This is a genomic window from Pseudohongiella nitratireducens (assembly GCF_001642735.1).
GTDB classification, from domain to species: domain Bacteria; phylum Pseudomonadota; class Gammaproteobacteria; order Pseudomonadales; family Pseudohongiellaceae; genus Pseudohongiella; species Pseudohongiella nitratireducens.
This window is the reverse complement of the sequence record NZ_LWHM01000018.1, coordinates 1-13,722: the sequence shown is the minus strand read 5'-3', so window position 1 is coordinate 13,722 and position 13,722 is coordinate 1. Positions and strand designations below refer to the sequence as shown.

The 13,722-nt window shown below is 50.6% G+C and carries 20 protein-coding genes, 2 tRNA genes and 1 pseudogene; 8 read left to right on the top strand and 15 right to left on the bottom strand.

Annotated elements, in window-relative coordinates; genetic code table 11:
* Positions 1–16 precede the first annotated feature (16 nt).
* The 9 genes from PSCS_RS06660 to PSCS_RS06620 form a co-directional block, all read right to left on the bottom strand.
* Positions 17–664 (bottom strand): hypothetical protein, encoded by a 648-nt coding sequence (locus tag PSCS_RS06660; RefSeq protein ID WP_068811091.1) that lies wholly within the window; start codon positions 662–664, stop codon positions 17–19.
* The gene (locus PSCS_RS06655; protein ID WP_068811089.1) at positions 664–1,161 is read right to left on the bottom strand and encodes a hypothetical protein; all 498 of its coding nucleotides are present in this window, start codon (positions 1,159–1,161) and stop codon (positions 664–666) included. Before PSCS_RS06655 ends, PSCS_RS06660 begins: the two co-directional genes overlap by 1 nt.
* The gene (locus PSCS_RS06650; RefSeq protein ID WP_157885649.1) at positions 1,158–1,625 is read right to left on the bottom strand and encodes a hypothetical protein; all 468 of its coding nucleotides are present in this window, start codon (positions 1,623–1,625) and stop codon (positions 1,158–1,160) included. The genes PSCS_RS06655 and PSCS_RS06650 overlap by 4 nt, the downstream gene beginning before the upstream one ends.
* Positions 1,609–1,824, bottom strand: a complete 216-nt coding sequence (locus PSCS_RS06645; protein ID WP_068811085.1) for a hypothetical protein — start codon at positions 1,822–1,824, stop codon at positions 1,609–1,611. The genes PSCS_RS06650 and PSCS_RS06645 overlap by 17 nt, the downstream gene beginning before the upstream one ends.
* Positions 1,821–2,003 (bottom strand): hypothetical protein, encoded by a 183-nt coding sequence (locus PSCS_RS06640; RefSeq protein WP_068811083.1) that lies wholly within the window; start codon positions 2,001–2,003, stop codon positions 1,821–1,823. Before PSCS_RS06640 ends, PSCS_RS06645 begins: the two co-directional genes overlap by 4 nt.
* A 359-nt stretch (positions 2,004–2,362) precedes the next feature.
* Positions 2,363–3,865 (bottom strand): replication endonuclease, encoded by a 1,503-nt coding sequence (locus PSCS_RS06635; protein WP_157885648.1) that lies wholly within the window; start codon positions 3,863–3,865, stop codon positions 2,363–2,365.
* A gap of 103 nt (positions 3,866–3,968) precedes the next feature.
* A complete protein-coding gene (locus tag PSCS_RS15860; RefSeq protein ID WP_068811081.1) occupies positions 3,969–4,262 on the bottom strand; it encodes a hypothetical protein in 294 nt (97 codons plus the stop codon).
* Positions 4,259–4,534, bottom strand: a complete 276-nt coding sequence (locus PSCS_RS06625) for a hypothetical protein (RefSeq protein WP_068811080.1) — start codon at positions 4,532–4,534, stop codon at positions 4,259–4,261. The genes PSCS_RS15860 and PSCS_RS06625 overlap by 4 nt, the downstream gene beginning before the upstream one ends.
* A gap of 20 nt (positions 4,535–4,554) precedes the next feature.
* Positions 4,555–4,833: a hypothetical protein gene (locus tag PSCS_RS06620; RefSeq protein WP_068811079.1), complete on the bottom strand. Its 279-nt coding sequence runs from the start codon at positions 4,831–4,833 to the stop codon at positions 4,555–4,557.
* A gap of 86 nt (positions 4,834–4,919) precedes the next feature.
* On the opposite strand from PSCS_RS06620, the gene PSCS_RS06615 reads away from it, so the two are divergent.
* From PSCS_RS06615 to PSCS_RS06605, 4 genes are all read left to right on the top strand, one after another.
* A complete protein-coding gene (locus PSCS_RS06615) occupies positions 4,920–5,177 on the top strand; it encodes a helix-turn-helix domain-containing protein (RefSeq protein ID WP_068811078.1) in 258 nt (85 codons plus the stop codon).
* An 89-nt stretch (positions 5,178–5,266) separates the two neighbouring features.
* Positions 5,267–5,629: a hypothetical protein gene (locus PSCS_RS06610; protein WP_068811077.1), complete on the top strand. Its 363-nt coding sequence runs from the start codon at positions 5,267–5,269 to the stop codon at positions 5,627–5,629.
* Positions 5,630–5,638: 9 nt separating this feature from the next.
* Entirely contained in the window at positions 5,639–5,806 is a 168-nt protein-coding gene (locus tag PSCS_RS15855; RefSeq protein ID WP_157885647.1) for a hypothetical protein, read from the top strand.
* Positions 5,790–6,809 carry a phage integrase gene (locus tag PSCS_RS06605; protein ID WP_068811076.1) on the top strand — a complete coding sequence of 340 codons (1,020 nt, stop codon included), beginning with the start codon at positions 5,790–5,792 and terminating at the stop codon, positions 6,807–6,809. The genes PSCS_RS15855 and PSCS_RS06605 overlap by 17 nt, the downstream gene beginning before the upstream one ends.
* Before the next feature lie 33 nt (positions 6,810–6,842).
* Here PSCS_RS06605 and PSCS_RS06600 read toward each other — a convergent pair.
* The 5 genes and pseudogenes from PSCS_RS06600 to PSCS_RS06580 form a co-directional block, all read right to left on the bottom strand.
* Positions 6,843–6,930, bottom strand: a tRNA-Ser gene (locus PSCS_RS06600).
* Between the two features lie 108 nt (positions 6,931–7,038).
* Complete coding sequence (gene queF / locus PSCS_RS06595) at positions 7,039–7,908, bottom strand: NADPH-dependent 7-cyano-7-deazaguanine reductase QueF (RefSeq protein WP_068811075.1); 870 nt, start codon at positions 7,906–7,908, stop codon at positions 7,039–7,041.
* 13 nt (positions 7,909–7,921) lie between these two features.
* On the bottom strand, positions 7,922–8,695 hold the full coding sequence (locus PSCS_RS06590; protein WP_068811074.1) for an ABC transporter permease: 774 nt from the start codon (positions 8,693–8,695) through the stop codon (positions 7,922–7,924).
* 76 nt (positions 8,696–8,771) lie between these two features.
* Positions 8,772–9,695, bottom strand: a pseudogene (locus PSCS_RS06585) (ABC transporter ATP-binding protein); the annotation flags it as partial.
* Between the two features lie 84 nt (positions 9,696–9,779).
* Positions 9,780–9,855, bottom strand: a tRNA-Glu gene (locus PSCS_RS06580).
* 421 nt (positions 9,856–10,276) lie between these two features.
* Here PSCS_RS06580 and PSCS_RS15980 point away from each other — a divergent pair.
* The 4 genes from PSCS_RS15980 to PSCS_RS15845 all read left to right on the top strand — a co-directional run bounded on the left by PSCS_RS15980 (position 10,277) and on the right by PSCS_RS15845 (position 12,636).
* Entirely contained in the window at positions 10,277–11,242 is a 966-nt protein-coding gene (locus PSCS_RS15980; RefSeq protein ID WP_068811071.1) for a hypothetical protein, read from the top strand.
* 194 nt (positions 11,243–11,436) lie between these two features.
* The gene (locus PSCS_RS06570; protein WP_068811069.1) at positions 11,437–11,712 is read left to right on the top strand and encodes a hypothetical protein; all 276 of its coding nucleotides are present in this window, start codon (positions 11,437–11,439) and stop codon (positions 11,710–11,712) included.
* A 22-nt stretch (positions 11,713–11,734) separates the two neighbouring features.
* The gene (locus PSCS_RS06565) at positions 11,735–11,965 is read left to right on the top strand and encodes a dUTP diphosphatase (protein ID WP_068811067.1); all 231 of its coding nucleotides are present in this window, start codon (positions 11,735–11,737) and stop codon (positions 11,963–11,965) included.
* Positions 11,966–12,165: 200 nt separating this feature from the next.
* Positions 12,166–12,636, top strand: a complete 471-nt coding sequence (locus PSCS_RS15845; protein ID WP_157885646.1) for a hypothetical protein — start codon at positions 12,166–12,168, stop codon at positions 12,634–12,636.
* Here the strand turns inward: PSCS_RS15845 and PSCS_RS06560 are convergent.
* Positions 12,560–13,722, bottom strand: a protein-coding gene (locus PSCS_RS06560; RefSeq protein WP_232790082.1) for an IS3 family transposase whose coding sequence is annotated in 2 segments (ribosomal slippage) — positions 12,560–13,488 and positions 13,488–13,722 — 1,164 coding nt annotated over the 2 segments. Because the reading frame shifts where the segments join, the coding sequence is not laid out codon by codon here. This gene is flagged as partial in the annotation. The genes PSCS_RS15845 and PSCS_RS06560 overlap by 77 nt on opposite strands.

Below are 13,722 nucleotides of genomic sequence, written 5' to 3'. Positions count from 1 at the left end.
TATAGGTTAAAATTAATCAGATTTTTTTGTATTTCAGCTGAATTGTGGTGGCTTCCCGGCCTTTTTTCCGTCTGAATTGCAATGGCTTCAGCCTGTATAAATCGTCCGGTGTGCACCTGGCTATGCGTGACATCTCACTGACGCGGGATGGTGTGCAAGTGTCGTTAGGGTAACCAATAAAATAATTCTCAGTCTGGCTGAAAACCGTTTTGCTGATTTCTTCTGACCGCTGGCTGCACCAATGGATGATACCGCCGTACTTACGCGCACGTCTGAATAGCTGGCCGCACCATTGGGACGCTTTGCCCGGGGAGTTTTGCACATCGGCCAGTTCTTCAATGATGATATATAGCAATCGCTGGCCGTCCAGACATTCCCATACCAACCGGCAGAATGATTCAAACCGGGACTGTGATACCTCACCCGCCCACGCAAGCCGAAAGCCCTTGCCGGACTTCATGCCAGCCACCACCGCCCTGACGAACTTACTCCAGTCATCAAAGTGGGTGGCTTTGTGGTCGTTGTCTGGATCCCATAGCAAAACACGGGCACCCTTTTTCGGAATGTCCGTGTTCTGCTTTAGTGCCTGGCTTTTACCGTAGCCGCTACAGGCAATGTAACCTGTGTGCCGGTTCGGTAGACTTGGATTTGCTCTGATTGCCATTAAGCCGCTTTGTCCTGAATGTATCCCATATCATTCGCCGGTTCCGGTTGCTTCTGACGCTTTCCGGTATCGCTGCCGGTTTCCTGCTTCTCAGCTTCCAGCCGTGCACGTTTAATGCTGGCATCCTGCATGGTGCGAGGCAGTACAATAACCAGTGCCGTCATGATCAGCGCCGCTTCAACGCCACCATTGAACGAAGGCATGTATTTATCCAGCACCGCCGCCAGTGCCGCGCCTAACTGCTCCGCTTCATGGTCTTTCAACTGCCAGTGTTCACCCCGGCGCACCGCTGCCGTGGTGAATATGACCGTCACCAGCCCGGTGCACATCATGGCCGATGATTCATCGGACTGTTCTGCCGGTGGCTTGCCGGTTTCACCCGCTGGCATTTCACCTGGGTTGAAATCGGTTGCCTCGTTTATCAGGCTGTCCAGCCCATCAAACTGCTGCTGTTCTTCAGCACTGACTGTGCTTTGTTCCTGCGCTTCTTCACTCATGCCGCCCCCACTATCGCCGCAATTAATCCGAGTCCTGCACCCAGCCAGATTAGCCCCTTTTTGCTGTTTTCTGGCTCCGCTTCCGGTTTTTCTTCCGGTATAAAATCCGGTTTAGTCACCGGTTCATTGCCGGTTTCGGATACCGGCGCAACCTCGCGTGATTGCTGGCTTTCCCGGTCTGGCTGACCGACCGCCGCCCGGTTGCGCTCATGCAGCGCCGCCAGCTTTTCCCGGTACTCTTCCAACGGGTAGACATTGGCCGGTGCATCCGGTTTGCAATCCGGTCTCCATTCGGCCTCATAATAGAATCGTGATTGCATCATGCGGCCATTCTCCTGACGGCAACCGCACCCGCAACGCTGGTACAGACTGCCCCGCTTTCCTGCAGCCAGATGGATGCTGCCACTCTCGCCGCAATCTGGACACTGACGGGTGCCCAATACCGGTTTATCCACCCTCGCCATTGCTTCCCCCTTCGCCTTCAGCCTTGACCCGTTTCAGTAACTCTGCAACCAGTTGAATTGCACTGACTGCCGTTGACCTGGCTTTAATCGCGTTTTCCGTCCGGCGGATATAAACCGGCGCATTGTCCAGTTCATAAACTAGCGCCTTGGCTTGAGCCAGACAGATACGCGATTTTTCGATGATTTCAGCGTTGTTCATGCTGCTGCATCCTGCGCCAGTAGTTCGGCCTCGATTTCATCACGCTTGCGCCGCCATGAGACCACCTCGCGCTTACTGGCTTCGCGCCGCAGTTCTGTCCATGACATTTCTGCATAACGGTTTGTGGCCGGTTCAGGCTGGCTGACCGGCTCCGTTGTGGACTCGTTTACTTGCTGCATTCTTATGCTTCTTCGTGACATTACTTTTCCCCTCTCACGTTGTAAAACCAAAAATTCCCGTAACAAAATTTCATACGTTCTCGCTATCACCATCAATCGGCACCACTTCCACATCAGGTTCATCATTGCCGCAAACCACGCAACCGCAGCACCAATAAACAACCAACCCAGCCAGCCGGTCACCTTATGGCCTCGACGTTATTTTGCCGACTGGCTGGAGGTACTTCCCGCAAGAACATTTCGCCTCACCGCCCGCGTATAACCATCTGTGAACATGCTTTTTCTTTACCGCTTTCTTTCCCGTTTTTTTCTTCACCCCAACCCCCCGTACAGTTATTGACACAAGTCCGAGAGCGCCGCTACGCGGCACCGATCCCGAACCCGACCTGATACAAATTAAATCCCGGTTTTGGTTTGCTTCTAACGTGGCTGGTAATGTGGTCAATCTGGCGCACCGTCCAGTCCCAAAGTCTGGTAACCGCTGCACACCCCTGACCTATTAGGCCAACTATCCGGCCTGTAACCGGTTCGCCATACCGGTTTTCGTACTGTTTAACCGTTTTTTCGGTGGCAATGCACAGTTCCCCTGTGTCCGTGTCCAACTGGTTAACCCTGACTATTTGCAGCGCCTGTCCGCGCCCTGACCCCATCAGGAGACAGAACGCGCACCAGTTGGCCGAGTCAGCCGCTTGCCGACACTCTTCGATAATCCCATCCTCTTCACCTTGCAACCGGCGCAATTCACGCCAGACCGTGACTGACGGGCCACCTATCTGCTGGAACTGCCGGATACCGTGACAGGATGCCCAGGCATCAATCCGGGCTGCACTCAGCTTCGCGTCATGACCATACAGGTCATCATGCAACTTGAATCCATCGACATTTTTTGCGACATACTTTGCAATGTAACCGGCTGCTGATCCCTTCGCTGGGTCAATGCTTACAGCTTTGAACCGATTACGCTTCGCCCCCGGTTCTTCACCATCTTCCTGTAGAGCATATCTAGTAAAAATACTGCGGATAGTGCCAATGTCTGAATAATCACAGAACAAAAGGAGATGCCAATGAGGGCACCCATCGTGATGTGGCTCTGCAACCCGAAACCCAAAAACTTCAATGTTACGGCGGTGCAGACAAGCCCTAATACGACCCCACATGTCAGTAAGATATTCATGCGCTTCTCTGACTGTCGATTTATTCCATTTTTCATTGGGAATTCCCCTATCAAGTGTTGAGTGATATTTAGATGGGCAAGTGATGGTGTAGAACTCCCCCACCTTGCCGGTTGATTGCGCCAGTTCCTCAAACCCGCGCATTCTAGTCATCAGTTCAGCCCGTTTGATTTCCGGGTTACTGATACCCAGTGCGGCCAGTTCATCCAGCGTATAGGTCTGGCCAATGTCGTTTTCGGCTTCCAGCCGCTGCAAGAGTTTTTTGTTTCTGGCTTTCTGCTTGGTTCGTCTCTTCAGGGTGTCGTCACTGCAATAAATCTCACCCTTGTTGTGAACCAACCGCCAGCTACGAGCTAACTCGTCAACTTCCCTTGCCTGAATCCGGCGCACCTGACGCCGCCACCATTTTTGGCACTCTGTCCGGGCAATACCTGGAGCCAAACCAAACAGGTCATTAGTCTCAGGGAATTCCAGCCCGTAGCCTTCGAGTATCTTGGTAATTTTTGCTACTGCCGTTTGTTCATCATGGATACCGGCCAACCGACTGCACTCATTTGCACGGCGCTTGCACCAACCCACTATTTGGTCATCATCCCAAGACAGCTTCAGATCACCGCGCTGCAATCGCTGACTGGCTGCATTCAACGCCCGGTTTGCTTCCACATAACCGACACGCTTTGCAATTTTCATGTATCCACGTTCTAACGTCCGTCCTAACTCGACGTGACGCGCAATGTGTTTTTTTCTGAATGCAATATTGTCCGGGTGGTTAATCCCGGCAGTGAAATTTTTATTAGCCATCGGTTCCTGTGCCTTGCGACTCGTTGAATGTTTGCGCCCTATCTTGGGCAGTGTCGTCATCGTGGATCATGTGACAGAACGCCCCGAACATTCGCATTTGCTCAATTATCAGCCGGGCATCACTGACCGGCACGGAATACCAGTGCACTTTTGCACTGCCGGTGCCTACTCGTGCCAGTTCACAGATTTTTTGGCGGTGGTGTTCGGTGAGAAGCAACCAAACGTGCGCCATACGGTGGTATGGCGTCCGTTCGGTAAATCTGACTGTCTTAGGTTCCGGTATCATTTACTAGACCCACCACCCAAATACCCTGCCCTTTGTTCGCGTTCCCAAGCGCCCAGAGCATTAAGCAACTCGTCAAGTGTTACCTGGCCTATTGGTTTATCCCCTACCTGCTCAATTAGTATCTTCGCCACCCTGAGAGTTTGCCGCCAATCCATTTTCACCATCAGACCCGCAGCCATTACGAAGTGCATCATTTCAACGTGCTTTTCGTGATGTTGCGCCGACTGGTCAACCAATTTTTCAACAGCCAGTTCCTGTTCTTTCTTATTCATGATTCAGGCTCCGTTAATCGCTACCGGCTTAGTCTGGGGTGGACGAATGGGGAAGAAGCTGCCATTTCAGCCAGCTTCACCATGTTGATGTACTTTTTTGCTCGACTGGTGGCGGAGTCCTCCAGATTGAATGACTCAACTGGGAATTCCCCACGCTGGATACGCTTCTGGACTGCTTTCAAAGGGATTCCAGATAAATCTGCAAAACGCTCAGGTGTCAAAAAGGGAGAGCCGTCAAGATGAATATGGATATTGTTGGACGCCATTTTCTGATACTCTTTTCTGTTGTGGTGCGCCATGGCCGTTACTGTCTGCCAGTGCGCATATTTGTACGCTCAAATAAATCCTACATGTGCAAATCTGTACGCACAAATAGATATTTTATATGGATATTGGCGAAAAGATAAAAAAAATGAGAGAGGCCGAGTCACTGTCGCAGTTCAATTTTGCTGTTGAGACAGGGATAAACATGGGCACTCTGCGTCATTATGAGGCGGGCCGAACTGTGCCCGGGGGCAAGGAACTGCTCAAAATCACACAGAATCCTACATTTACAAAATACACTTTATGGTTGATGACTGGTCAAACAGCACCTGAAGCAGGCCAAATCAGCCCAGAGATAGAGCAGTCTCGAACCGCGTAAATGGGATAGCTGGCACGGATGCCGGTTATAAGGTGGCGGCAAGGATTGCTGATAGATGGTTTTCTAACACCTAAACAGGAGGTTTTATCATGCGCGTTATATCACTATGCATTGCTCTGCTTTTCCCGGCAGTTGCCCTGGCTGACACTTCAGGAGTCTGGCAGACAACCATTGATGGTCAGACAGACTTTGTTACAATCCACCAGAAAAACGACTGGATGATATACGCTCAACTCGACCCAGTTAATGGTACTTGGGAAGCACTTGAAGGCAGCGTTACTGACAACAAAGCCACCCTCAATGTGATATACGGCCCCGGTACAGCCACAATTGAATTGACTTTCACTTCTGAAAACGAAGCATCAGCCACCATCGTTAGTTGTCAATCACAGCCCGGTTTTGAGTGCAACCTGAGTGATGGTGCCACCATCCAACTTGTTAAAATATTCTGAGGTGCCGCCGTGAAACTGTCCGAACTCATAGCAGAATTGCAACGCATTGCCGAATCAGTGCCGTTTGACAGTGAGATTGTGACCGGCAGTGACTGGAATCCCCAGCACCTTGAATCCGTGCACCACGAACCCCCGTACACCTTCCTGACCTTCACCCACGATGCCGAAGAAAGTTAACGGCAAATGGCGTGTTGACCTCAGACCGCAGGGGCATCAGGGCAAGCGTATCCGCCGCAGCTTTGACAGCCGCGCTGAAGCCCTACGGTTTGAAGCATTTGTCACCAATGAAGCCAGTCAAGGCAGAGAGTGGAACCCCACCGCCCCGGACAACCGGCGCTTTTCCGACCTGGTTGAACTTTGGTATGAAACACATGGCTACTTTCTGAAGGAAGGGAAACGCCGCCGCTCTGCTCTACTGGCTGTCGCTGAAGCCATGAAAGATCCTATTGCGGCCACCATGACCGGCATGGACTTTACCCGGTACAGGAAAAACAAGACGGTCAACGGCAAGCCAGCCAACCCGAAAACGCTTAACAATCACCTGGGTTACTGCAATGCCGTGTTTAATGAATTGATCCGCACCGATCACATCAACTATGACAACCCTTTCGGCAAGATCAGACCGGTAAAACTCTCTGACCGGGAATTGTCGTATCTGAGCGCCCCACAGATCACAGAACTGCTTGCAAAGGCCAAAGCCAGCCGCAACCCACACTTGTACCCTATGTCGCTGCTCTGCCTATCCACAGGCTGCCGATGGGGCGAAGCGGCCAACCTTACCCGCAGCCGGGTGAAAAATGGCACTGTGACGTTCACAGACACGAAGGGCAAGCGCAATCGAACCATACCGATCAGTGACCAGCTGGAAAAAATGCTATTGGCTCACAACCGGAAAGGCGGTGACAGGCTGTTTACTGACAGCAGTATGGTGGCGTTCGACCGGCTGGCACTCAAACTGTCATTCAAACTGCCCACCGGCCAGAGCACCCACATATTGCGCCACACCTATGCAGCGTATTTTGTCCAGAATGGTGGTGACATTTTGACGCTCAAGGACATACTGGGTCACGTTGATATTAAGATGACAATGCGCTATGCCCACCTTGCACCGGATCACCTGGCGCTTGCCAAGACCATTAATCCGGTAACTGGACACAATTGGGACAATCAGGAATTATAAAATCTGTAATCTATTGATTTTATAAGGGGATTTTGGCGGAGAGGGAGGGATTCGAACCCTCGAAGCCTTTCGACTTACACACTTTCCAGGCGTGCTCCTTCGACCACTCGGACACCTCTCCGTTTCAAGGCGCGTAATCTATAACAGCGGAGCGTTGATTACAAGGCAAACGTGCGTTTTTGCGGGTTTTTGGCAGTTCGTTAATGGCTTCTTGCCGGGCCGGATGGGCTTATTGGCGGATCAGGCGTGGCAGTTTTATGGAATCGGTGGATTCGGTGCTTCTGACCGGGTTGATTTCGATGCCGCCGCGGCGCAGGTAGTTGATGCTGACCGTCAGACAGTCAAGGTTGAATGTGTTGAGCAGGTCATTGAAGATCATCTCTACGCAGTGCTCGTGAAAGCCTTCGTGCTGGCGGTAGGAAACGATGTAGCGCAGCAGATCGGGGTGTGAGATGGCTTGGCCGCTGTAGTCGATCAGGATGCTGCCCCAGTCGGGTTGACGGGTGATCGGACAGTTGGAGCGGAACAGGTGGCTGTAGAGCTGTTCCTGAACGCGACCGGTACCCTCTTCTCCTACGGATTCTGCTGATTTGAGCAGTGCGACATCGGGCTGCCAGTTTGTGGCCTCAACGGTCGATGTGTCCAGGTTCAATGTATCAAGGCCAAGTGTGTCTAACAGGACAGCTGAGTCGGGCATCAGGCCGGTTTCCAGTACCTGGGTATCGGGGCCGTGGAGCGTGACCTTAACATCTGCCCCGGCGGCCTTGGAGAGGTCTGTTGCGATACACTGCTGCACCTGCTCTGATGAGGCAAAGGTACTCTGGTTCAGCGAGTTGAAATAGAGCTTCATTGATTTGGATTCAACGATATTGGGGCTCTGACAAGGCACGTAGATGTTGGCGATTGCTACCTGTGGCAGTCCGCTTTCAGAGAGCCAGGACAGCTCGTAGGCGCGCCAGTGGTCATACCCCTTAAATGGCAGGTCACTCTCGTTGACTCCGATGGCTGCACGATTGGCAGCGCGCGCAACAGGAAACAGCTGCGAAGGATCGTACTGTTGAGGGTAATCGACCTGTTTTCCAAGTGGATTCTCTGCCATCTGCAGTTTACCTTTAATGTCTGAGCCCGGTGCCGCGACGCAGCAGCACGATGGCAGTCGTAAACAGAATACCACTGAACAGGAAAAGCATGCCCAGTGCCCACCAGACATTCACATCGCTGCTACCCAGAATGCCGTAACGGAAGGTGTTGATCATATACAGCACCGGATTAAGCGCGGAAATCCACTGGCCGAATTCAGGCAGCAACTCTACTGAATAGAACACGCCGCCCAGGTAAATCAGCGGTGTCAGCACAAAAGTCGGGATGATGGAGATATCATCAAAGGTATTGGCGAACAGCGCATTGATAAACCCTGCCAGCGCAAAAACCATCGCAGTCAGCAGTACCACCAACAAGGTCAGACCGATATGCTCAATATGCAGATCGGTAAAGATAAAAGACATGATAGTAACAATCATACCGACCATCAGCCCCCTGGCCATACCGCCGGCAACGAAGCCGAGCAGAATGACATAATTGGGCACAGGTGAGACCAGTATTTCTTCAATACAGCGTTGAAATTTATTGCTGAAAAAGGACGATGACACATTGGCGTAGGCATTTTGTATCACTGCCATCATGATCAGGCCTGGCACGATGAAATCTATATAGTTATACCCGCCCATTTCACCAATGCGCCGACCAATCAGGTTGCCAAAAATCAGGAAATACAGGCCGATGGTAATCGCGGGTGGCACCAGCGTCTGTAGCCAGATACGGGTAAAACGGCGCACCTCTTTCACCAGAATGGTCTGGAATGCGATAAAGATATGGCTGTTAAACATCAGCACCCTCCTTTTTATTCAGGCGCTTCTGCTCTTCGCTGACTGATTCAGTCTGCGCCTGTGATTCGCGACCATGCTGCAAGCGTGACAGGAATAATTCTTCCAGACGGTTGCTCTTGTTACGCATCCCTTTCACACGAACGCCCTGATCTGTCAGTGCAGCAAACAACGCATTGATGTCGTGACTGGCAGGCATGGTAACTTCAAACGTATGCGCATCAATCCAGGTTGACTGGATTTGCTTGTCATCAAATTGTGGCGCAGCAGAGACTTCATTAATGCAATCAAAAATCAGGGTCTGTTGCTGCAACTTGCTTAACAGGCTGCGCATGCTGGTGTTTTCAATAATTTCGCCGTGATTGATGATGGCAATATTGCGGCACAGGTGCTCAGCTTCTTCCAGATAGTGTGTGGTCAGAATAATCGTGGTGCCATTGCGGTTGATTTCCTGGAGAAAATCCCACATGGAACGGCGCAGCTCGATATCAACGCCGGCGGTCGGCTCATCCAATATCAGCAGTTTTGGCTCATGAACCAGTGCCCGGGCAATCATCAGGCGACGCTTCATACCACCGGACAGCATCCGCGCACGATTGTCACGCTTATCCCACAGGTCCAGTTTTTTGAGGTACTTCTCAGTGCGTTCACGGGCCAGTTTCGGGCTTAGCCCGTAATACCCTGCCTGGGTTCGGACAATGTCGCCCACCTTTTCAAACTGACTGAAGTTGACTTCCTGGGGCACAACACCAAGAGAGAGTTTGGCTTCATAGACGTGCGTGGCAACGTCTTTGCCGAAAATCTGGATATCGCCGGAGGTCAGACGCACCAGCGTGGAGATGATGCCGATAATGGTGGACTTGCCGGCGCCATTTGGCCCCAGCAACGCGAAGAAATCCCCTTCAGCCACATCCAGGTCGACACCCTTCAGCGCCTCATAGCCGTTGGCATAGGTTTTTTTCAGATTGCGAATCGATATGGCATGCTGAGCACGATCGGTCATGGTTGGCACCCCGTCACTTCGTTAAACGTAGAATCCACAGGTTGCAGGCAAAAAAAAAGCCTGGCAAAAGCCAGGCTTGGAATATGGCGTCCCCTAGGGGTTTCGAACCCCTGTTGCCGAGATGAAAACCCGGTGTCCTAGGCCTCTAGACGAAGGGGACAGAAAACTTTGTTTCCTGCCTTGTTGCAGAAAGCGGCGCGAATTTTAAGTAGATGCTGCGTCGCCGTCAAGTATTTTTTTAGTTTTTTTGTAAATACTTATTTAATGAATTCTCATTGAATTCTGGCTTATTCAACCAGTCCTACTCTACATGAGTTTGCAGAAAATTTCTGGTGAATAGTGCGCTGAGACCCTCGCCTCAGTGCGGAGCGCATAATAGCAAAAGCTTTCCAGGAGGGATAGTTAGAATTGTTAAAAAATTGAAAAAAATTGTCAGCTTCCTCTTTGCTGGGGTTCTAGCCGCTCAAAACAGCGCCTGGAAAACTCCAGACCGGGAAAAGGCAACACAAGCGGGTGACTCATGGTATCTTTAGCAAAAACAACTATCCCAGCGATTAGAGAGACAAGGAAAGAAGCCTTTCATGTTCCTGTATTTCATTTTTGTGCTACTAGCCATCATCGCCATTGTGGTAACTGTGAAGCTATTGCATAACCATCAGCAACGCGCTTTGCAAGAGCGTGCCAATGAAGATTTGTCTTTACCCCCGGTAGATCCCGACTCCATCCCCGAGCGAGATGGGTTGGAGTGGGAGGAAGAAAACACCCCCAATATACGGGATCGATCACCTGGCCGGGTAGATTCACCCCCTGTAACGGGTGAAGAACAAAAGTCTGAGCCAGAGTCAGAGCCAGAGCCAGAGCCAGAGCCAGAGCCAGAGCCAGAGCCAGAGCCAGAGCCAGAGCCAATAATAGAGCAACAACAAGGTGATTTGCTGTCAACTCAGGATGACGCTACTAACGACCAGGCCTACTCCGCCACCACAGATTCAGGTTCAGGTTCAGATGCAGGTTCTACAGACTCAGCTTGGGATTCAGATATAGAGTCAGCGCAAGAAGAGGTGCTGGCCCAGGAATCCCCTCCCCCAGCAGGTTCAGATAAGACAGATTGGAAAGAGCATGTTCAGGCGCTGAAAAATGCCAATCAGTTTGATGAGGCCTTGAAGGCATGTCAGGTTGGCTGGCCCCAATGGCAAAGCTATCAGCAAGCTGCCATTGTCTGCCGGGCTGCATTTCGACAACCCGATTTACCGGAAGCAGAGGCCGAAAGCTGGCGTGAAGCACTATACCTGCTGGCAACGCATGCCAGCTTTTTACACGACAAAGTTGATGGCATGGAAAATTTAAGCTGGCAGCGGCTGGAAAAAACGCTCGCAGTTGAAGATTTACGCAACCTGGACAGTAACTGGCAAGAAATCGGTTACCAGCAGCTTCGTCTTCTCAACAAGACCGATTGCCGCCTGTTAAGTAAGTCCTGGGGTGAGCCAGAGCAACACCAAAGCGCGAAGCATTACTACAAAAGCCTCTTTCTGTCTATCACAACTTCTTGACGTAGTTCTAATTTTCATGAGAACCTTGCGCCATTAATTGACACGGGTTTGTCAATTAATAGTGCCATCAGGCTTATGTCCATGGAAGTGTGGCCGATAACTCAAAGTGAATCAGCGGTGTATAAAGCAATTTGACATGATTTTCACCGCCACTTAGGTTTTCACCGATCGCACGATTAGGCAGGGATATGGGCATGAGCGCGAGTGATAATCGAGACCGTTCGAGCAGCTCAGGCTTGGATTCGCAGCTATTAAAGCAGGGAATCAAGCAACTGGAACTCGAAATACAGACACTGACAGGCTGGCTGCAAGCCCTAGGTCCGTCAGAGGCTGAACCACGTCTCGCATATGAGGATATGTTACGCAGTCGCCGTGAAATGCTCAGCACGCTGCAAAAACAGGCCGAACGCATGGACAGCGCTTCAGAACACAGCGAAAATCCTGTCACTCAACCCAGCAATTCCCATTAGATTTCTACGGACCCCTTTTGTCATGCCCGACGTCGTAAACGCTCCGCAGATGCGTATTATGCTGGATCTGCAATCCGCCATGAATCATAAAGTTGATGCCAACTGGATACAGGCCGCCTACCCCTATCTGCGCGCTGTTGTCGTGGAAGCGGCAGAAGCCATTGAGCATCACGGTTGGAAATGGTGGAAAAAACAGACCCTGGACCTGCCGCAACTACAAATGGAAATTGTTGATATCTGGCCAACTGCGTGATGATGGGCATTGACACACAACCACCGTAGTTTATGCTATGGACATTTAATGCATTTCTAACGCAGGTAATTTACATTTCCTAATCCACAGCCACCAATAGGTAAGTTTGAGACTATGAATTTCCTGGTGCTTTTCTATCCCAAAGAGCACTGCTCATTATCATATTTCTAAGGTTCACAAATCGCTAACCGAGGAAAACAATGGCTCAACTGGAGGCAATTTTTCATGTTCCTAAGCGAGCGATTATTTCAACCGGCAAAGTCCATTGGGAAAATCGAACCTCTGCTAATCCAATAATTGGGTTGCCTCAAATTTTCTGGGATGACGGACATCCTTGGCCAGAAGCTAATCATTGGGCTTACGACAAGATGCTTTCCGGTGGTGTTAAATTAGCCACCATACAGAACCTCATGGCTCACTTGCACAAATATGCGTCATGGCTTGAAAAGACTACCCTTGATTGGAGGAATTTCCCAACGCGAAAATCAGAGAGGGTATTAGTTTTATATCGCGGTGCATTAATTGAAGCACGTAATGCAGGAGATATTAGTCCCTCTACTGCAACCGCTCGAATGAGATCCGTCATTGTAGTGGTCAAGTCATTTTGGCCACGGGTTTATAGCTATCCCAGTACCTCTGTTCTTTCTCATTTGGTGTTAATCCACCGTTGAATGAGTGCGGTCTGAGCTGACTGTAATAGCCATGGATATAATCACCAATACGCTGTTTGGCTTCCGTAAAATACCGGTAACCTGTGACCGGTACCCATTCTGTTTTTAAACTCCTGAAAAACCTTTCCATTGGACTATTGTCCCAACAGTTTCCGCGACGGCTCATACTTTGTTTCATCCGGTATCGCCATACTCTTTGCCTGAATTGACGACTGGTATAATGACTGCCCTGATCGCTGTGGAACATGATGTTCTGCGGCCGCCCGCGACTTTCATAAGCCATTGTCAGGGCCTGACACGTTAAATAGCTGTCCGGTGAATAGCTCATAGCCCAGCCAATTGGCTTTCGGGCAAACAAGTCAATAACAACTGCTAAATATGCCCAACGACTCCCCGCCCAAATAAAACTGACATCACCGCACCACACCTGGTTGGGATGCGAAACGGTAAATTCCCTAGCCAGTAGGTTAGGTATGGCAACATGTTCCTGCGCCGCCTTCTTGTATGCATGTTTGGGCAACTGGCAGCTGACTAAACTGAGTTTTTTCATAATACGCCCGGCACGATATCGAGATAAACTGACTGGGTGCGACTCGTCGTTGGTGACTATATCAGCGATAGTTCTGGCACCAGCTGAGCCTTGACTCAACCGGTGGGCAGTTCGCACTAAACTATGCAATTTGACGGTTTCCGGGTTGATACGTTTATCCCGCTTTTGCCAATACTTGAACGTGCTGCGGTGGACATCCAATACCTCGCACAATATTTTTACCGTATAACGGCGCTTATCGCTCTGACTCAGTCTCTCAACTATCGAGAGTGTTTCATGGAGTCCGACATCAACAGAGCTGAAGCCTTTTTTAAAATATCCTTTTCTAATTCAAGCCGTTCAACCCGTTTCTTTAGCTCTCGTATTTCTCTTTGCTCATCACTGATCGGGGTGCACTGAGCAGTGGTGCCTGAGCGCTCTGCGCGAAGTTGCCTTACCCACTTACCAATCGTTGAGTAACCCACTCCCATCGCATCAGCAGCTTCCTGATGACTGTAACCTTGATCGATAACCAACTGTGCTGTTTCGAGCCTGAA